Here is a 20,813-nt window from a genome sequence, read left to right as displayed (position 1 = left end):
TTAGTACGCTGCGGGTCGAGGTTCCGTGTCTCCTACAAATCCTTGCGCAAAAGCGAATTCTGCAGGAAGTCTAATTTTAAGTATATTCAAGTTTCTATCTTAATGTTAATATTTTTTTAGTTAACAACCGTAAAATTATTATTCACTAAAGCTAATTTTAGCACTTCATCTATATTTGACACTGATAAAATTTCCAAGCTATTCTTTATATTCGGTGGAATATCTTTTAAGTCCTTGATGTTCTCTTCAGGTATTAGTACTGTTTGTATACCACCTCGGCTAGCAGCCAATAATTTTTCTTTTAGTCCTCCAATTGGTAACACTGTACCCCTTAGGGTGATTTCTCCAGTCATTGCCACAGTTCTTTTGACTGGTATTTTGGTCATAAGTGAAACAATAGTGGTAAATATTGCACATCCAGCAGATGGTCCATCTTTTGGAATTGCCCCAGCTGGCACATGTAAATGGATATCAAGGTCTTTGTAATCTTCATACTTCAGTCCAAAATTATTAGCTCTAGAGCGGAAACAACTATAAGCTGCTTGAGCGGATTCTTTCATTACATCCCCAAGCTTGCCTGTAGTTTTAATATCTCCCTTTCCAGGAAATGACAATGCTTCAATGGTTAATAGTTCTCCGCCAACTTCTGTATAAGCAAGCCCCGTGGTACTACCTATTTGGTCTTCTTTCTCAGCTAAACCAAAATTATGTTTTCTAGCACCTAAATATTCTTCAAGATTTTCAGATGATATTGATATGCTTTTTACTTCTTTGTTACTCAGAATCCTTTGCAATATTTTTCTTGTAACAGAGCTAATTTCTCTTTCAAGCGATCTTACCCCTGATTCTTTGGTATAATATCTGATTAACTCTAAAATTGCTCCATCATCAATAGTTAGCTCATTTTTCTTCATTTGATGTAGTTTCAATTGCTTTGGTATTAAATAATTTTTAGCAATTTGTGATTTTTCTTCTTCAACATAACCAGAAACATTAATGATCTCCATACGATCTAGTAAAGCTCTTGGCAAATTATAAGAATTGGCTGTTGCAATAAACATTACTTCTGATAAATCATATTCTACTTCTAAATAATGATCAACGAAATGGCTGTTTTGTTCAGGATCCAAAACTTCAAGTAAAGCAGATGCTGGATCACCTCGGAAATCAGAACCCATTTTATCAATTTCATCTAATAACATAACAGGGTTATTAGTTTTAACTTTTTTAATTAAGTTTATGATTTTTCCTGGCATAGAACCAAGATATGTTTTTCTATGACCTCTAATTTCCGATTCATCTCTAATGCCACCAAGAGCAAATTTAGTATATTTCCTACCCATTGCTTCAGCAATTGACTTGACCAGTGATGTTTTCCCCACTCCTGGAGGACCAATTAAGCATAGTATAGGTCCTTTAATTTTTTTAGAGCGTTGTAATACTGCTAAATATTCAATGATGCGATCCTTGACTTTCTCAAGACCAAAATGATCCCGATTCAAAATTTCTCTAGTTTTATTTATATCAGTTTTACTATTATCAAATTTTCCCCATGGCATAGCTAATATTGTATCAAGATAGTTACGAACAACTGAGGATTCACCTGACATTTGATTCATAAGCTTTAGCTTTTTCAGTTCTGATTCGGCTTTTTCTTTTGCTTCTTTTGAAAGTTTTAAGGTCTTAATCTTTTTTTCTATATCAGAGAAGTCAGATTTATCCTGCTCGAGTTCTTTTTGTATAGCTTTCATTTGTTCGTGCAAGTAATAATCACGCTGAGTTTTTTCAATTTGTTTTTTTACTCGTAGTTGTAAAGCTTGTTCTGCTTCCATTTGAGCCATACTAGATGTCAATGTATCTATTATAGTTTTAATTCGTGTTTGAGGTTTTGTTTCTTCTAATAAAGTTTGTTTTATTAGTAATGGTGCAGTCAGATAAGAGGCTAGCACATTAGTAATATAACTAAAATTTGTCGGATCTTTGGTTATTTCATCAGCTATTGTTTCTATTATTTCTGGATTAATTTTTTTATGATTCTTGGTATATTTCATAAATAACTCAATGACAATTGACGTAGAAACTTTTAAAGCTTCCACATCAATTACCTCTTCATCTTGTAGTATGCTATATTCAGCTTCAAACATTTCTTTATTAGTTATGTTATGAAGTTTAACCTTCTGCATTGCTTCAACAAGAATTTTTGCATTATTTTGTAACCTTACTGTTTGTATAATTTTAGCAATTACTCCTGTAGAATGAAGATCTTGAATATCTGGAGTGTCTTGATCTTGTTGTTTTTGTAACACCAATAATATATATCTATTAGTATCTGTGGATTTAGTATTCAGTAAGGCTTTTAGAGACTTTGTCCTACCGACAAATATGGGAGCAATCATGCCGGGAAATATCACCATGTCTTTTAATGCGAGTAGGGGTAATTTTTCTTTATTTGTCATACTAAAACCTTGAAAAATTTATATACTAAAGGGATTGTTAACTATATAATGTTGCCGTGCTGGGATTTCAAGCTACATTTATTTTGTATATGCATTTATCACCTCAATCTCCAAATATAATATCAATAGCAAGTAATAGGGTAAAACAATATCTTCATTTGACTCCAATAGTCCAGTCTGAAACTTTAAATGAAATGCTGGGGCATAAAATTTTCTTTAAAATAGAATCGTTGCAAAAAACTGGAGCATTCAAGGTTAGAGGGGTATTAAACCATTTATTAGAGTTACAAGAACGAAATCGTTTACTAGATAAAATTGTTGCATATAGTACAGGTAATCATGGAATTGGTCTTGCTTGGGTAGCAAAAATTCTTAATCTGAATGCAAGAATTTATTTGCCCAAAGATACTTCTCCAATTAAGCAACAAGCAGCAAGATATTACGGAGCAGAGGTTATACTGACCGATACTAGGCAAGTGGCAGAAGATAGGGCAAAAGGTGACATAGAAAATGATTTCTACTATTTGCATCCTTCTGATAGCGATTCGAGTATAGCTGGGGCTGGTACTATGTGTTATGAAGCCTTGCAACAGCTGGGGTTTAGCCCAGATGCTATTTTTGCTTCTTGTGGAGGTGGTGGATTACTTTCTGGATCATATTTAGCAAAAAAATTACTGTCTCCATCCAGCTTGCTTATAGGTTCAGAGCCGGTTAATGCGAATGATGCTTTTTTATCTATTCAGCAAGGTTCAATATACAGATTTGCTAATTCACCACATACTATAGCAGATGGCTTGCGTACTTTAGCAGTTTCACCACGTACATTTAATTATCTAAATAAACTTGATGATTTCTTTCTTGCTGATGAATATTCTATATATTACTGGACCGCTTGGTTAACGCATTTACTAAAAATTGCTTGTGAACCATCATGTGCTTTAAATATGGTTGGAGTAGTTGATTGGTTAAAGAGACAATCAAAACCTAAGAGAGTTTTAGTACTTATATCAGGTGGAAACATTGATCCTGCTCTTTATCAGGAGCTTTGGAAGGGGAACTATCTATCTAATTTACCAAGCCCATTAATGTAACCTAGTTTACACGAATTGGGGCAAAAAGCACAACTGTTGAAAGTTAAAAAATCGTCATCGCAATGAGCTTTGCAAGCCCTAAACCGTCATTGCGAGAAGCCGCTGCAAGCGGCGACGCGGCAATCCATGATACGCGAAGCGTTACTCTAAAAAACAGCTTCGCTGTTTATCTAGATCGCCACGGTATCTGACGAGCCTTGCTATGACGGCTGTGTTTAATTTGTTTATACATATTCAATTTACGCTCTTAAGTAGACGCCTCGCAATGACGATTTTTTAACTTTCAACAGTTGTGCTTCGCATACACAGACGATTGTTATAGAGCAAAAGCAAATTTTAACAACACATTTTGACAACAAAATTACCAAAAAAAATCAGTTCGTAACACTCCCATTTTTTACAGTACATATAAGCACATTACCATCAACTTGTACTATGCGGAGTAGATCTCCTTTATGTACTGATTTGATAGTATCTTTGCTGAGTTTAGCATTCATAATAGTTCCTGACCACAATACCTGTCCTGTTTCCCCTACTAGAAGTTTATTGCTGTATACCACTACTTCCTTACCAACCATATCAGAATATTCGTACTTATCATATTTCTTGTAAACATAAAATTTTAGCGGATACCATAAGGTAATCAGCCACATAAAAGAAGCAAAGCCAAAAATTATATACTGGTATTTTAAAAGACCCGGGTAATTGTTTAATATTATTGCAGTAGATACTTCACCTAGACCCAAAAATAAAAAACCAACATTTGGAATGTTAGCAAATTCTATAATTATACAAATAACGCCAGCAATCAACCACCATTCTACTATTGAAATTTCAGATAGGATCATAGGATACCTTCAACTAATGTACTCACCTTACGCATGGCAATTTAAAAGTCATAGGAAAAACAGCCTAGCGTCATTGCGAGGAGCTGCGACGCAGTGACGAAGCAATCCATTTTTGGTTACTTTTATGGATCAACTATGTTCGCAATAAAAATTTAAATAAATTTGGTTTAAATTTTTATTGCTTGTGCAGAGCTAGTTAAATCACGTAACTTAGCGTTTGCAATCACAATGATTTTACGCATTAATGCTACCATCGCCACCATTTTCTTTTTTCCTCTATTGATCAATTTCTCATAAAATACCTTCAGTTCAGAGTTAGAATTTCTAGCAGCCATAGCAGCTACAAACAACATAGGTCTAACAAAATTTCGACCATGACCTGTATGTCTATATCCACTATATCTACCGCTATCATTAGATATTGGTGCAACACCTACTAATGATGCTATTTGTTTGCGGTTCAATGTACCAAGTTCAGGTAACAAAGCTATAAGCTCATTAGATACTACTGTGCCTATACCACTAATAGTTTGCAGAGTCTCTTTCTTAGCTTGCAAGAGCTTATCTTTTGCTATTAAGTCATCTATTTCTTTAGTAATAGATGCAATTTGCTCTTCTAGTACTTCGATCATTTTAACGCAACTAGACTTGATTAAATCAGCTCTCGGGGACTGAAACCTATTTTTTTCTGCAATCAACATTTGTTTAAGATCGTTCCTACGTCCTACTAATTCATACAAGTTTAAAGCTTGCTTAGATTGTACTTTAAATAGCTCTAATCTTTCTGATCGTTCAAAAGCATAAAGTGCCAAAGCTTTAGCGTCAAGACTGTCAGTTTTAGCTGCATTACCAAAAGACCTAATAAAGTTTTTAACTTTACGAGTATTGGCTCTATGTACAGCAAAACCCTGATTGCAAAGCGTTAGTAATAGTTCCATTTCATATCCACCAGTAGTTTCTAAAACACACAATGCAGAACTAATCTCTTTTTTGTAATCCTTGATAAAATCAGCTATTCCATTAGAGTTGTTATTATATTCTTTAGTTTCTTTTTTTCCATGAATAGCAACAACAAAATTGAATTTTCCTATATCAAGACCGATAAAATTATTATATAATAGCATAATACCTCGAAGACTTTTAATGTTGTTTACGATTGTAAGCGGGCGTGCAAAGGCATCCCAATCAACTATTCAAACGTCTCGGGGATTTGGGCTAGAGTACCAATATCCATTCGGTCTTAAAACCAATTGCTTCACGGTCGCTCACGCCTGCACAGCGATAGTCATTTAGTATTATTAATGACTATCGCTGTAATACCCCCTTATAAGTCAGTATAAATCATTATTTACATTGACTTCAATATCTATTATATCATACTTTTAACTTACAATTGCTTCGTCGACCTACGATCTTCTCGCAATGACGTTGACCATATACAACTTTTAAACTGCCCTGCCTAAAACCCGTTATACCTTCGAACTTTCGACAGTTGTGCTTACGACCTTCTCGCTAATAGACATGATTTAACAATCAGATGCAGAGCTATCTCAAATCTAATTGTTTCGATATAACAAGCTTCCAAGGAGAATTTAGTCATGAACAAATGTCTTTAAAAACATTATAACATTAGCTATATCTTGAGGTTTATTTAAACCAGCAAAAGTCATCTTTGTACCAGGTATATATTGACTAGGTTTATGCAAAAAATGAAATAAACTTTCTTCATCCCAAATTCCCCCTTTACTGGATAAAGCACTTGAATATTTATAATTCTCTGCTTTAGCTTTTTCTGCCCCAACGATATTCCATAGATGTGGTCCAACCTTATTAGCTTTACTCTTATCAAGAGAATGGCACATTAGGCATTTTTTTGCTATCTCCCTTCCTGCTTCAGCATTAGCAGTTTTCATCAATTCTTCTATATTCACTGGTGCTTCTACGGCAACCTTAGCGTCAAGGTCACTATGAGAATCTTCTGTTACTTCTACACTATAACCTCGAGATTCAGGATGTAAAACAGGCTTATACAAAATATTTGTTATAAACCCTACCATCATTGCAATTAAACTGGCTAACAAAATAGAAGCAGCAATTTTATTTAATTCTATTCCAGACATATTTAGGTCGTCTCCGTAGAGAGAATATGTATACTCGGTGAACTTCAAGAATTGGCGTTCCCGCGACCAAAGATCGAAGCTGCTCACGTACTAATGTACGCCTAGCAGCTCGACTTTGACACTCCTAGCTCTTCTTGAAGTTATACTATCGTCTACCAACTCTTCATTTACGAACAGTATATTATCTTAGAACCATTTTTATACTGGAGCGGGTGAAGGGATTCGAACCCTCGACTTCGACCTTGGCAAGGTAGCGCTCTACCCCTGAGCTACACCCGCTTTTAAAAGGCTCACTTATATAAAAACAAGTCATGAATATAAGGAAATACTGTAAAAAGATCAAGAAGAAATAACATAAAAAGAAATTTAATTTTAATCGTAGATACTGTTAATTAACCTTTAATTCGATGTAAGACATCGGTTTAATAGCCCAGGGTGTCATTCCATAACTGTTGAAAGTTTACAAATACCTACACCACAGCGTCATTGCGAACGTAAGCGAAGCAATCCAAGAAACAATCTAATAGATAAATGATGTTACTGGATCAACTATGTTCGCAATAAAAATTTAAATAAATTTGGTTTAAATTTTTATTGCTTGTGCAGAGCTAGTTAAATCACGTAACTTAGCGTTTGCAATCACAATGATTTTACGCATTAATGCTACCATCGCCACCATTTTCTTTTTTCCTCTATTGATCAATTTCTCATAAAATACCTTCAGTTCAGAGTTAGAATTTCTAGCAGCCATAGCAGCTACAAACAACATAGGTCTAACAAAATTTCGACCATGACCTGTATGTCTATATCCGCTATATCTACCGCTATCATTAGATATTGGTGCAACACCTACTAATGATGCTATTTGTTTGCGGTTCAATGTACCAAGTTCAGGTAACAAAGCTATAAGCTCATTAGATACTACTGCGCCTATACCACTAATAGTTTGCAGAGTCTCTTTCTTAGCTTGCAAGAGCTTATCTTTTGCTATTAAGTCATCTATTTCTTTAGTAATAGATGCAATTTGTTCTTCTAGTACTTCGATCATTTTAACACAACTAGACTTGATTAAATCAGCTCTCGGGGACTGAAACCTATTTTTTTCTGCAATCAACATTTGTTTAAGATCGTTCCTACGTCCTACTAATTCATACAAGTTTAAAGCTTGCTTAGATTGTACTTTAAATAGCTCTAATCTTTCTGATCGTTCAAAACCATAAAGTGCTAGAGCTTTAGCGTCAAGACTGTCAGTTTTAGCTGCATTACCAAAAGACCTAATAAAGTTTTTAACTTTACGAGTATTGGCTCTATGTACAGCAAAACCCTGATTGCAAAGCGTTAGTAATAGTTCCATTTCATATCCACCAGTAGTTTCTAAAACACACAATGCAGAACTAATCTCTTTTTTGTAATCCTTGATAAAATCAGCTATTCCATTAGAGTTGTTATTATATTCTTTAGTTTCTTTTTTTCCATGAATAGCAACAACAAAATTGAATTTTCCTATATCAAGACCGATAAAATTATTATATAATAGCATAATACCTCGAAGACTTTTAATGTTGTTTACGATTGTAAGCGGGCGTGCAAAGGCATCCCAATCAACTATTCAAACGTCTCGGGGATTTGGGCTAGAGTACCAATATCCATTCGGTCTTAAAACCAATTGCTTCACGGTCGCTCACGCCTGCACAGCGATAGTCATTTATATTATTAATGACTATCGCTGTAATACCCCCTTATAAGTCAGTATAAATCATTATTTACATTGACTTCAATATCTATTATATCATACTTTTAACTTACAATTGCTTCGTCGGCCTTACAGCCTCCTCGCTAATAGACGCATAGGGAAGCTGTATTTACTAACTTTCAACAGTTGTAGCGGCAATCCATGAAGCTTGTCATATAGATTGTTTCGTCGACCTACGGTCTCCTCGCTAATAGACAGTTTTTTAACTTTCAACAATCGTGGGGTGACATCATCCCTAATGGCAATGATTACTTGAGCCTACTATTAATTTTTTACATCGATACTTGAGGTTAATTAGATTACCCTACAGAAATGTAGAAAATCCTTGCTTAAAATAACTAAATCCACTAGAAATTATTACTTTTATCATGGAGCAAATTATGGGGCAAAAAAACAATCCTAATAACAGTTTGTTAGAAAAGCAAACAAATAATATTAATTATGATGATTTTCCTTATGAAAGTTTTCCTTTTACTTATACAAGGCCGGAACATTTAAGAACTATTGGTCTATTATTTAACATGAAACCTCCTGCTATAGAGACCGCTAGGATACTTGAGCTTGGTTGTGCTGAAGGTGCTAATATAATTGACTTTGCTGAAAGTTACCCAAAATCTTATTCTTTAGGAATTGATTTGTCAAATGTCCAAATTGTTAATGGCATGGAAATAGTTAAGAGTTTAGGTCTTAAAAATATTGAACTAAAACACTTATCTATACTAAATCTTGATGAGTCAGTTGGTAAATTTGATTATATAATTTGCCATGGAATAATCTCGTGGGTGCCTACTATAGTTAAGGACAAGATTTTTGAAATTTGCAATAAATTATTAAACCCCGACGGTATTGCCTTTATTAGTTATAATACTCTGCCAGGCTGGAATATGCAAAAAACTATCAGAGATATGATGATGTTTCACAGTAGCACCTTTACTGACAACCATAGTAAAATACAACAAGCTAGATTATTATTAGATTTTGTTAATGATTCTTTAGAAGGTTCAGATAATTCTTATTCTAAATTCTTACAACACGAAACTAAACTTCTTAAAACTACAAATGATTCATATTTACTACATGAATATCTTGGAGAAGAAAATACAGCTTTTTATTTCCATGAATTCATAAGTACAGCTAGAAAACATAATTTAAATTATCTTGGAGATTCTGCACTTTCTGCGATGTTTGTCGGTAATTTACCTGCCAAGGCTGCAGAGCAATTACAAGCGATAAATGATATTGTTAGAACCGAACAATATATGGATTTTATCACTAATCGTAAATTTAGGACTACTTTGTTATGCCACAATAATGTCACTATAGATAGGAAAATTGAACCAAGTAAGTTAAGTGATTTTTATACTACTGCTAATATTATACCAGTAATACCTGAAAATGAAGTGGATATGAATAATACAGTAGAAAGTTTAGGATTTCATTATAATAATAATTCAGAATCCCCTAATATTTCAACGTCTTCTCCTATAATAAAGGCAGTTTTCTATGTTTATGCTGATAATATTGGTAATCCTTTGACTTTGGATCAAATTTGTAAATTGGCTATGAAAAAATTAGAAAAATTACAGCTTAAAGATATTAGAGCAGAATTAGATCCTGTAATTATAAAACTAATGTTACAAGGGTACGTACAAATATTTGCAACAAAACCTCAGTCAGTATATGAAATCTCGGCAAAACCAAAAGTAAGTGATTTAGCAAGATATCAAGCTCAAAAATTAGACTCAACTAATTTGTTTGTGACAAATCGAGTTAATGCTGTTGTTCCATTGCAATTGCATGAAAAATATATTATTGAGCTATTAGATGGACACAACTCTATTCAGCAGATTGAAGAAAAAATATTTGAAAAATTTGCTTCTGGAGTATTAGTGGCATCTAATGAAAATGGTAAGATAAGCGACGAAAACCTTTTAAAGCCATTTATTAGTCATTATGTAGATGTTTGCTTGCAAAAATGCAAAAGAAATTATTTATTAATTGGGTAAAGTGATGTTAGTTGATAAAATTAAGACCAAAGTCGGTCATGAAGAGATAAATGTGATTATCGAGATTCCAATGCAAGATAGTCCTATAAAATATGAGATGGATAAGGAATCAGGAGCAATATTTGTTGATAGGTTTATGCAAACTGCTATGTTTTACCCATGTAATTATGGGTTTATTCCGCATACCTTATCAGAGGATGGAGACCCAGTAGATGTATTGGTTGTATCACATTATCCTGTCATACCTAGCTCTGTGATTAGGTCACGCCCTATTGGTGTTTTAATGATGGAAGATGAATCTGGATTGGATGAAAAAATTATTGCTGTGCCTAGCTCTAAACTAGATATTACTTTTGATTCAATAAAAGATTTAGATGATCTTTGCCCGATGTTGAAACAACGTATAGTACATTTTTTTGAACATTATAAAGATCTAGAGAAAGGTAAGTGGGTGAAGGTAACTGGCTGGGAAAATGCTCAAAAAGCTAAGGAGTTGATTAATGAAGGTATATTAAGGGTATCTACTAATACCATTTCCGAAAACTAATCATCACGTCGTCGTACTTCATGATCTCCTCTCCTCACGTACTAGTTGTACGCGAAGGTAGCCGACACTCGTACTCCGAGTAGCAATTTAGTTTTGGGAAATGGTATAAGATAGAAAATCAATAATTGGCATTTGCTTTATGACCGAAAACGATAAGGTGAAGAACAGTGCTTACATAACATCGAGGCGGCTTAAATGAAAGGCGAAGGATATACATTATTTCGTTCTGGAATTATAGTATCTGTCTTTACTTTAATCTCCCGTATATTTGGTTTGGCTCGCGAATTATTCATTGCTTCATTATTTGGTGCTGGTAATATTGCTGATAGTGTTAATGTTGCTTTTAAATTACCCAACCTATTTAGGCGTATTTTTGGGGAAGGGGCGCTTTCAGTGGTTTTTGTACCTATTTTTAATACAAAACTCATAGAATCTCGAGAAGCAGCACGCCATTTCACTGGCATTATCTTTACTATTTTACTTATTACTTTAGTGAGTGTGGTAGTGTTAATGCAGATTTTCATGCCATCATTAATGTTCATTATTGCTCCTGGTTTTCATGAAGATCTAGACAAGTTTAATTTGACAGTTATTTTGTGTCGCATTACCATGCCATATTTAATTTTTATCTCGGTAAGTGCTTTACTAGGGGGAATTTTAAATTCAGTAAAAAGATTTGCAGCTTTTGCTTTTTCTCCGATCATTTTAAGTATTACTGTTATAATTACAACAATAATATTACAAGAACATATATCTACTCCTATATCGATTAGTTTATCTTTGTTGATTGCTGGGTTATTACAAATTATCTTTATGTTTTTTTGTGTAATTAGGGTTGGTTTATCATTCCCACTAGTTTTTGACCCATGTAATAAAGATGTAAAAAAGTTTTTGTTTGGTATGGGTCCAGCGACTATTAGCTCTGGATTTCAGCAACTTAACTTATTTATCTCGCAATCAATAGCTAGCTTCATCGAAGGAACAATTTCAATATTATCCTATGCAGATAGAATATACCAATTTCCTTTATCTATAATAGGGGTAACTTTTGGTACTATATTATTACCAGAATTATCAAAAACATACCAAATGAATGATTTAGAAAAAGCAGCAAGGATTCAAAATAATGCTATTAAAGTTGGACTTTTATTATCTTTGCCAGCTGCGTTCGGTATTATCGCTTTATCAGAATCAATCATTCATGTAATATATGAGCGTGGAGCTTTTACTTATGCTGATACAATTAAAACTGCTGAAGCTATTTCCGGTTTTGCCCTTGGTTTACCAGCTTTTATACTTGCCAAAATTTTGATGCCTATATTTTATGCTAATAGTGATACGAAAACTCCTTTAAAAATAACATTATATTCTCTTACTGTGAATACTATATTAAATATCGTTCTGATGAAACCATATGGTCATCTTGGTATCGCTCTTGGCTGCTCTATTACCGCTTGGTATAATGTTTGGTTGTTATATATATATACAAAGAAGTATGGTCATTCTTTCATTGATTCAAAATTATACTTTTTTTGTGGCAAGATTTTATTCAGCTGCGTAATAATGGCACTAGTAATTTGGGTGATTAAGCACTATTGTTCTGAATATTATTATTCCGAATTGTTATTAGTAAAAACTTTTATGCTGGCAGCCACAATTTTATCTGGAGCGATGACGTTTTTTCTAATGATTTATTATTTTAGACTTTATCCAAAATAATATATAATACCAATTCCCGAAATTAATTTATTCCGAGGAATTTGAAGGAGACACGGAACACAAAACTGTAGTGTACAAAGACGTACTTGAGGATTTGAGCCACAACTGTTGAAAGTTAAAGCCGTCGGAGACCGTAGGTCAACGAAGCGATCTATATGACAAACTTCATGGATTGCCACGCTCACGTACGTTCGCTCGCAATGACGCATAGGCGTCAACTTAAGAGCGTAATGATTGAGCATGTATAAGTAAATCAAACCTAAACGTCTATTAGCGAGAAGCCGCTGCAAGCGGCGACGCGGCAATCTAAGATACGCGAAGCGTTACTCTAAAAAACAGCTTCGCTGTTTATTTGGATCGCCACGGCATCTAACGAGCCTTGCTATAACGGCTGTGTTTAATTTGTTTATACATGCTCAATCATTACGCTCTTAAGTTGACGCCTATGCGTCATTGCGAGCGTAAGCGAAGCAATCTAGGAAACAATCTATAGATAAATGATGTTACTGGATCAACTATGTTCGCAATAAAAATTTAAATAAATTTGGTTTAAATTTTTATTGCTTGTGCAGAGCTAGTTAAATCACGTAACTTAGCGTTTGCAATCACAATGATTTTACGCATTAATGCTACCATCGCCACCATTTTCTTTTTTCCTCTATTGATCAATTTCTCATAAAATACCTTCAGTTCAGAGTTAGAATTTCTAGCAGCCATAGCAGCTACAAACAACATAGGTCTAACAAAATTTCGACCATGACCTGTATGTCTATATCCGCTATATCTACCGCTATCATTAGATATTGGTGCAACACCTACTAATGATGCTATTTGTTTGCGGTTCAATGTACCAAGTTCAGGTAACAAAGCTATAAGCTCATTAGATACTACTGCGCCTATACCACTAATAGTTTGCAGAGTCTCTTTCTTAGCTTGCAAGAGCTTATCTTTTGCTATTAAGTCATCTATTTCTTTAGTAATAGATGCAATTTGTTCTTCTAGTACTTCGATCATTTTAACACAACTAGACTTGATTAAATCAGCTCTCGGGGACTGAAACCTATTTTTTTCTGCAATCAACATTTGTTTAAGATCGTTCCTACGTCCTACTAATTCATACAAGTTTAAAGCTTGCTTAGATTGTACTTTAAATAGCTCTAATCTTTCTGATCGTTCAAAACCATAAAGTGCTAGAGCTTTAGCGTCAAGACTGTCAGTTTTAGCTGCATTACCAAAAGACCTAATAAAGTTTTTAACTTTACGAGTATTGGCTCTATGTACAGCAAAACCCTGATTGCAAAGCGTTAGTAATAGTTCCATTTCATATCCACCAGTAGTTTCTAAAACACACAATGCAGAACTAATCTCTTTTTTGTAATCCTTGATAAAATCAGCTATTCCATTAGAGTTGTTATTATATTCTTTAGTTTCTTTTTTTCCATGAATAGCAACAACAAAATTGAATTTTCCTATATCAAGACCGATAAAATTATTATATAATAGCATAATACCTCGAAGACTTTTAATGTTGTTTACGATTGTAAGCGGGCGTGCAAAGGCATCCCAATCAACTATTCAAACGTCTCGGGGATTTGGGCTAGAGTACCAATATCCATTCGGTCTTAAAACCAATTGCTTCACGGTCGCTCACGCCTGCACAGCGATAGTCATTTATATTATTAATGACTATCGCTGTAATACCCCCTTATAAGTCAGTATAAATCATTATTTACATTGACTTCAATATCTATTATATCATACTTTTAACTTACAATTGCTTCGTCAACCTTACGGTCTTCTCACTAATAGACGTGTAGAGAAGGTGTATTTACTAATATTAAAGCCAATTCGGGATAAGATTAACTAATTCTTATCCTGAACTGGGGTGTCTATCAACTCTTGAAATCATAGTAGTATATTAATGATGAAAACTGAATCTAATTATCAAGATTTTTTGAAAACTATAGCCATAATAACCATGGTAATAGATCATTTAGGGTTATACTTTTTCCCTGAATACGAGATAATGCGGGTTATTGGTCGTATTAGTATGCCTATTTTCTGCTTTTTTGTTGGCTATAATTTTTATAAAAAACCAAAAATTAAAATTCTTGTAGTCGGAGTTCTACTACATATTTTTACTACTATATTATTTAAGCAGTTCACCACAACTAACATACTTATTCCTATTTTTCTAGGTCAGTGCTATCTTTATTGTTTTCAAAATAGCCTAAATAATTTTTTCTATAAGGGTTATTGTCATGTTGTCTTCCTTGGGACTCTTTGGTTCTGCACTTGGTTCTTGGTTGATTATGGTACCATAGGTTTAGCTATCATGTTACTTGGCTATATAGCTAAACATGATCTAGGTAATCTTAGGATTGCCGTTGCAATATCTATGATTTTGACTGTACTGCATACCATTGCTGTTTTTCCCTTGTCGCATATCTATGTACTTATAGTAGTTATATTTGGAGTTTTGCAATATATATTTATGGTTGCAAGAAATTTTGAACAAAAAATTGCTATAAATTTGCGAATTATAAGCCATAATGCTTTATATATCTATGCTATACATCTAGCAATTTTACAATTTTTATTTTTCAAATTCTACTTACAGAATTGATAAATCAGTTAATAAACTGTGCTAAAATGTCTATGTTTCAAAGAAAAATATAGAATCTACACATAATTGTCTTATCCCTTGTTGACAATTATTAAGAAAAAGAGTAACATGTTTGTTGAGTTTAATAATTAACTCTTTAATAGCATGAAAACCTTGTATCTATCGATTTATTTGGTTTAATTTCTACGGAAGAGTTGCGAATTAAGTTCAAATAAGTAACTCTATACTAAAAGGTTTTTATGGCTACTAAAGTAGGTAAGGTTAAATGGTTTAATACAACCAAAGGTTTCGGTTTCATCCAGCCAGACGATGGGGGGAGTGACGTTTTTGTTCACATCTCGGCTGTAGAGCGTGCCGGTATCCGTAATCTTAATGAAGGTCAAAGTGTTGGCTTTGATCTAGAAGATAATAAGGGGAAAATTTCTGCTGTTAATCTACAAATAAAATAATATTTATTTAAAACTACAAGCAACTACTCAAAATTTATGAGTGGTTATTAAACTAGTGAATTTTGGGTAGTATCATCTTTTTATACACTTCATGGATTATTTTTTGTAATTCAGTGTTTCACTGTAAGTTAAAGTTATAATTTTGTTGGAACATAATACAATAGTTTTTTACTATACAATTAATTGACAACTCACATTATAACGTAAGAACTTAATCATACACTTATTCTTTTAAAGTATAGAATATATGTTTACTCAAATGCTTTGACTAACCTGAATTAGATGTAATACATCGGTTTAATAGCCTAAGGTATCATCCCTACACCTTCGATGTACCCCAATTCGGGATAAGAATTAGTTAATTCTTACCCCGAATTGGGGTAAAGCATTTGAGCATTTTTAATTTAAGATAAATAATATTGGACTTATATAATGAAAAGTTTTAATTTACCAAATGAAGTGATTATATCACTTGAACGCATGAACATAACCTCTCCAACGGAAATTCAAAGAAAGGCCATACCGGTTGCTATGCAAGGTAATGATGTTCTAGCTTCTAGTCAAACTGGTTCGGGTAAGACCCTTGCCTATTTGCTACCAATAATCAATTCTTTTATACAGACTAAATCAATGTCTTTGGTACTTGTTCCAACTCGGGAATTAGCTACTCAAGTGCGTGATACTTTAACTAAGGTAACTACTCAAATAAAACTTCCTAGTGCGGTTTTGATAGGCGGTGAACCAATGCATAAACAATTTACACAACTAAAAGTAAATCCTAAAGTTATAATTGGCACACCAGGTCGTATCATAGATCATTTACTTCGTGGTACTTTAAAATTAAATACTATCCAACTGGTAGTACTTGATGAAATGGACAGAATGCTTGATATGGGTATGAAAGAACAATTAGAAGAGATAAATAAATATATACCTGCGAAACGCCAAGTTTTAATGTTTTCAGCTACTATGCCAAAACATATTATTGCATTATCGCAAAAATACGTGGTTAATCCTCATCGTATTACTGTTGGATCAACTACTAAGGCTGCATCTCAAATAAAACAAGAAACTTTGCGTGTTTCTGATAAAGAGAAATTTCCTGAGCTTATAAAGCAATTAAATGAACGTGATGGTTCTATAATTATTTTTGTAAAAACTAAGCGTGGTGCTGATCAGCTTGCAAAAATGTTGAAATTTGAAGATCATAAAGCTGAAGCTATACATGGTGATTTAACACAAGGTAGACGTGATCGTGTAATTTCATCATTTCGCTCTTCTCGTCATAGGATCATGGTGGCAACAGATGTTGCAGCTCGTGGCTTAGATATACCTCATACACAGCATGTTATCAATTATGACTTACCAATGGCTCCAGAAGATTATTTGCATAGAATAGGTAGAACTGGTAGAGCTGGTCTCTCAGGTTGTGCATTATCATTCATTTCGCCAGAAGATAATATCAGATGGAAAGCTATTGACCGCCTAATAAATCAAGGTGAAACTACTTCAAGAGCAGATATGAGGGAAAGTAAGAATCGCAGGAAACCATTTAATGGTCATAATGGCAAAAAAAGTTATTTTCCTCGTAATAACAATGATAGAAAACCTTATGCTGGTTCTGCTAGAAATAATAAAGCATTCTAATATCATAGTACCCTACATTTTTCTATAATCGTCATAGCAAGGCTCTTTAGATGCCGTGGCGATCTAGGTAAACAGCGAAGCTGTTTTTTTAGAGTAACGCTTCGCGTATCCTAGATTGCTGCGTTACCGCTTTTTCGCGACTCCTCACTAATAGACGATCAGCAGCTATTTTAATAGTGGTTATATAAAAAATATAGGGTACTATGGCTAATACCTCTCAACTATCAAAACCAATTCTTCAGATCACTTGAGTATACTTATTTACTCAAAGTTTTCTGAGATTGGGAATATGCTTGTTGTTCAATGCTTGCAACCCTTGATATAACCTGTTGTTTGATACCAAGATCTACTACATGCTCATATCTCATTCCATTATCTAGCAGGATATGACCAAGTTTATTTACTAACTCTACATCCTTTTTAGAGAATTTACTAATAATTAATTCTGTAATTTCATATAAAAACTTCCAAGATAGCTCAACTCTATCATTGAGTGAGAGGTTCTTTTTATTATTTTCTTTATTAAATGGTTCTGCATTATTAGGATCATCAACAAGCGTTCTAACCGGTGTTTTCTTGCTCTTTTTATAAATAAAGAATGTAACAAACACTAGAAATAGACCTATTACAGCGATTATCAAATTAGTATTTTGCATAAAACCCTCAAATATATCTTACTGATACCATTTCCCAAAACTAAATTGCTACTCGGAGTACGAGTGTCGAGTACCTTCGCATACAACTAGTACGTGAGGAGCGGAGATCATGAAGTACGACCGTGATGATTAGTTTTCAGAAATGGTATGATAATGCCCTGCTACTTGACTCTATACCACACGATCTTCTTCTTGTGCTAAAAATTCTTCAAGCTTTTCTTTCGTATAATTTTTTTCCTCTAAAATCACTTCATTGTCAAAAATATGTTGTACTGTTTTTTCTTCTAATAACGGACCTTTTAAATGTTCAAGAGCATTAAGATTTTTTTTATAAAAATCAAATATTGCTGTTTCTTGACCTGGAAACTTCCTTGCTTGAGCCATAATAGCACTTATAAGATCTTTCTGATCGATATGTAAATTCTTAATTTTCATATATTCGGATAACATTAGACCTATTCTAACACGACGTAAGACTAGCTTATTATAATACTCATTAATTTCTGCTTGTGATTTATCTTTAAATATCGAATCTGAGTCACTATTTCTCTCCGTTTGAGATTTCAGAATACTTATCTCTTGGTCCATTAAAGATTTAGGAACATTAAACGTTAATAGCTTTTCTAATTGATCAAATAAGCTCATTTTCATTAAAGTGCGTATAGGTTCACTATATTCATTTTTTATGCTTTTAGAAATATTATCACGTAACTCTTCTAGTGTTTCACAATTAAATTTCTTAGCAAACTCATCATCAACAACTAGCTCATCAGCAGAATGTACAGCCTTTACTTGTACAATAAACTTAGCCGGTTGACCTGCGACTTGCTTCATATGGTAATCTTCAGGAAATTTAACGTTGATTTCTACCTCGTCCCCAGTCTTACTTCCAATAAGCTGATCTTCAAAGCCCTCAATAAAAGTTCCACTACCAATTACTAGTTTATAATCTGTAACCTTACCACCTTCAAAAGCCTCATTATTGACATAACCAATCGCATCAATAGTAACTTCCTGCCCTTTTTTTACTTTCCCTTTACTTTCTTTATTATAAATTTTTGATATAGATGCAAGCTTATCTATTTGCTTATTAACATCATCTTCTTTAATTACTAACTTTGGATAAATAATTTTTATTTTTTTAAAATCTGGCAATTCAATATCAGGTAATAGCTCAAATTTTAGAGTAAATTCTATATCCTCATTCTCTTCATTACGTAAATTTTCTAACTGTGGATCACCTACTGTTTTTAGTTTATGATCTTTAATAACATGCTGGACTGCATGATTAATTTCATGGTTTACCACATCAGACCTAATAGATTGCTTATATTTTTTATTAACAATGCTGATTGGCACTTTACCAACACGAAATCCATCAAGCTTAACTTTTTTTGCTAAACTAGCTAATTCTTTTTGTACTTCATTGGCAATTTTAGAAGAAGGAAGGACTACTTTAACTTCAAAATCTAGACCTTCATTTTTAAGTTCTGTGACTTGCATACTAAAAAACTCATTAGCAATATTAAAACCTTACGAAAACTTGAAGAGCTACTAAATTAAATCAAGCTCTCCAGTTTTTGTATTATTATTTTGTGGTGCGGATGGAGGGACTTGAACCCCCAAGCCTTGCGGCGCTAGAACCTAAATCTAGTACGTCTCCCAATTTCGTCACACCCGCATAGCTGTAGCCCTGACTACTTAACATAGATTGTTTTAACAACTTAATTAAATAGGTTCAGCTAGGAGTTTTATCAGAGAATTATAATACACATGATACAGACTTTGTAAATCGTTAATTTCTGTGTATTCATTAATTTTATGAGCTGTATTAGATTGTAAACCAAATTCCACAACAGGACAATAATTTTGGATAAACCTCGCATCAGAAGTACCACCACTAGTAGATAATTTTGTATATACTCCTGTTGTATTAGATACTACCCGAACAAAATCGGCAATTAACCCTACTGGTTCTTGGATAAAACAATTAGCTGAAGTTACACTACTTAATTCATATTTAAAGTTATATTTCGCACAATATTTATTAATTATCTGATCTATCAAATCTGTTATGCTCGATGATGAATGAAGATCATTAAAACGAATATTAAACTTTGTTGTAATTTTTGAAGGAATTACATTAGTAACATCATTACCTACATCAATAGACGTAACTTCTAGATTCGACTGTTGAAAAAATTCACTTCCTTCATCCAGTCGATAATTAACCAACTCATTGAGTATCTGAACTAAAGGAGTAATCGGATTACTGGCTTGTAATGGATATGCCACATGCCCCATTGTACCATATAGAACTAGGTTAAAGTTAATACTTCCTCGCCGACCAATTTTTATGGTATCACCTATTTGACGCTCATTTGTTGGTTCACCTACAATAGCAAGATCGATCAAATTATTACCACCCTTATGCAAATATTTTAACATTTCCACAGTGCCATATTTGGCGTTTCCTTCCTCATCGCTAGTAATTAGAAAACTAATTGAACCATGCGGAGTTGGATTTAACTTAATAAAATCTAAGCTAGCAGCTAGGAAACATGCTATCGCTCCCTTCATGTCAACAACTCCCCTACCATAAATCTTATCACTTACGGTAGTTGCTATAAAAGGGTCGTTAAGCCATAATGCCTTATCACCTGTTGGCACGACATCAACATGTCCAGCAAAACAAATATTAGGTCTTGCATTACCATAAACAGCATAAAGATTGGTTACTTTATAATTATCCTCTCCAAATATTTTGATTTCAGTCTTAAAACCATTTTTTTCTAATAAGTCATTAATATATTCAATACAACCACTACTCTCAGGAGTTACTGATTGAAAACTAATTAAGTCTTCAAGAAATTTTATCAAGATAACCTCCAATAG

Annotated in this window: 16 protein-coding genes and 2 tRNA genes; 7 read left to right on the top strand and 11 right to left on the bottom strand. The window is 33.5% G+C overall.

Annotation, left to right across the window (positions count from 1 at the left end; translation table 11 throughout):
* Positions 1-116: 116 nt before the first annotated feature.
* On the bottom strand, positions 117-2,456 hold the full coding sequence (gene lon / locus AAGD45_RS08220; protein ID WP_341761396.1) for an endopeptidase La: 2,340 nt from the start codon (positions 2,454-2,456) through the stop codon (positions 117-119).
* A gap of 89 nt (positions 2,457-2,545) precedes the next feature.
* Here lon and AAGD45_RS08215 point away from each other — a divergent pair, with 89 nt between their 5' ends.
* The gene (locus AAGD45_RS08215; protein WP_341761395.1) at positions 2,546-3,547 is read left to right on the top strand and encodes a serine/threonine dehydratase; all 1,002 of its coding nucleotides are present in this window, start codon (positions 2,546-2,548) and stop codon (positions 3,545-3,547) included.
* A 374-nt stretch (positions 3,548-3,921) separates the two neighbouring features.
* Here the strand turns inward: AAGD45_RS08215 and AAGD45_RS08210 are convergent, their stop codons facing one another.
* From AAGD45_RS08210 to AAGD45_RS08190, 5 genes are all read right to left on the bottom strand, one after another.
* Positions 3,922-4,395, bottom strand: coding sequence for an NfeD family protein (locus tag AAGD45_RS08210; RefSeq protein WP_341761394.1), 474 nt, complete (start codon positions 4,393-4,395; stop codon positions 3,922-3,924).
* A 167-nt stretch (positions 4,396-4,562) separates the two neighbouring features.
* Positions 4,563-5,519, bottom strand: a complete 957-nt coding sequence (locus AAGD45_RS08205) for a transposase (protein WP_341760795.1) — start codon at positions 5,517-5,519, stop codon at positions 4,563-4,565.
* A 468-nt stretch (positions 5,520-5,987) separates the two neighbouring features.
* Entirely contained in the window at positions 5,988-6,515 is a 528-nt protein-coding gene (locus AAGD45_RS08200; protein WP_341761393.1) for a c-type cytochrome, read from the bottom strand.
* A gap of 204 nt (positions 6,516-6,719) precedes the next feature.
* Positions 6,720-6,794, bottom strand: a tRNA-Gly gene (locus tag AAGD45_RS08195).
* Positions 6,795-7,098: 304 nt separating this feature from the next.
* The gene (locus tag AAGD45_RS08190; protein WP_341760848.1) at positions 7,099-8,055 is read right to left on the bottom strand and encodes a transposase; all 957 of its coding nucleotides are present in this window, start codon (positions 8,053-8,055) and stop codon (positions 7,099-7,101) included.
* A gap of 593 nt (positions 8,056-8,648) precedes the next feature.
* On the opposite strand from AAGD45_RS08190, the gene AAGD45_RS08185 reads away from it, so the two are divergent.
* The 3 genes from AAGD45_RS08185 to murJ all read left to right on the top strand — a co-directional run bounded on the left by AAGD45_RS08185 (position 8,649) and on the right by murJ (position 12,540).
* A complete protein-coding gene (locus AAGD45_RS08185) occupies positions 8,649-10,274 on the top strand; it encodes a class I SAM-dependent methyltransferase (RefSeq protein ID WP_341761392.1) in 1,626 nt (541 codons plus the stop codon).
* A 4-nt stretch (positions 10,275-10,278) separates the two neighbouring features.
* Positions 10,279-10,821, top strand: coding sequence for an inorganic diphosphatase (gene ppa / locus AAGD45_RS08180; protein WP_341761391.1), 543 nt, complete (start codon positions 10,279-10,281; stop codon positions 10,819-10,821).
* Between the two features lie 195 nt (positions 10,822-11,016).
* Positions 11,017-12,540, top strand: coding sequence for a murein biosynthesis integral membrane protein MurJ (gene murJ / locus AAGD45_RS08175; protein ID WP_341761390.1), 1,524 nt, complete (start codon positions 11,017-11,019; stop codon positions 12,538-12,540).
* A 549-nt stretch (positions 12,541-13,089) separates the two neighbouring features.
* On the opposite strand, the gene AAGD45_RS08170 is transcribed toward murJ, so the two are convergent.
* Positions 13,090-14,046: a transposase gene (locus tag AAGD45_RS08170; RefSeq protein ID WP_341760848.1), complete on the bottom strand. Its 957-nt coding sequence runs from the start codon at positions 14,044-14,046 to the stop codon at positions 13,090-13,092.
* Positions 14,047-14,461: 415 nt separating this feature from the next.
* Between AAGD45_RS08170 and AAGD45_RS08165 the strand changes: the two genes are divergently transcribed.
* The 3 genes from AAGD45_RS08165 (at position 14,462) to AAGD45_RS08155 (ending at position 17,262) form a co-directional block, all read left to right on the top strand.
* Entirely contained in the window at positions 14,462-15,166 is a 705-nt protein-coding gene (locus AAGD45_RS08165; RefSeq protein ID WP_341761389.1) for a TraX family protein, read from the top strand.
* A gap of 239 nt (positions 15,167-15,405) precedes the next feature.
* Positions 15,406-15,615, top strand: coding sequence for a cold-shock protein (locus AAGD45_RS08160; RefSeq protein WP_341751689.1), 210 nt, complete (start codon positions 15,406-15,408; stop codon positions 15,613-15,615).
* A gap of 432 nt (positions 15,616-16,047) precedes the next feature.
* Positions 16,048-17,262, top strand: coding sequence for a DEAD/DEAH box helicase (locus tag AAGD45_RS08155; protein WP_341761388.1), 1,215 nt, complete (start codon positions 16,048-16,050; stop codon positions 17,260-17,262).
* Positions 17,263-17,519: 257 nt separating this feature from the next.
* Here the strand turns inward: AAGD45_RS08155 and AAGD45_RS08150 are convergent, their stop codons facing one another.
* The 4 genes from AAGD45_RS08150 to dapE all read right to left on the bottom strand — a co-directional run bounded on the left by AAGD45_RS08150 (position 17,520) and on the right by dapE (position 20,801).
* Positions 17,520-17,918 (bottom strand): DUF2660 domain-containing protein, encoded by a 399-nt coding sequence (locus tag AAGD45_RS08150; protein WP_341761387.1) that lies wholly within the window; start codon positions 17,916-17,918, stop codon positions 17,520-17,522.
* A gap of 171 nt (positions 17,919-18,089) precedes the next feature.
* On the bottom strand, positions 18,090-19,421 hold the full coding sequence (tig, locus tag AAGD45_RS08145; RefSeq protein ID WP_341761386.1) for a trigger factor: 1,332 nt from the start codon (positions 19,419-19,421) through the stop codon (positions 18,090-18,092).
* Positions 19,422-19,514: 93 nt separating this feature from the next.
* Positions 19,515-19,599: transfer RNA gene (locus AAGD45_RS08140), tRNA-Leu, on the bottom strand.
* 47 nt (positions 19,600-19,646) lie between these two features.
* Positions 19,647-20,801: a succinyl-diaminopimelate desuccinylase gene (dapE, locus tag AAGD45_RS08135; protein ID WP_341762249.1), complete on the bottom strand. Its 1,155-nt coding sequence runs from the start codon at positions 20,799-20,801 to the stop codon at positions 19,647-19,649.
* Between the last annotated feature and the right edge of the window lie 12 nt (positions 20,802-20,813).

This window comes from Candidatus Tisiphia endosymbiont of Thecophora atra (assembly GCF_964026395.1).
In the GTDB taxonomy this organism is placed as follows: Bacteria; Pseudomonadota; Alphaproteobacteria; order Rickettsiales; family Rickettsiaceae; genus Tisiphia.
The sequence above is the reverse complement of the archived record's forward strand: the minus strand, read 5'-3'. Positions and strand labels throughout refer to the sequence as shown.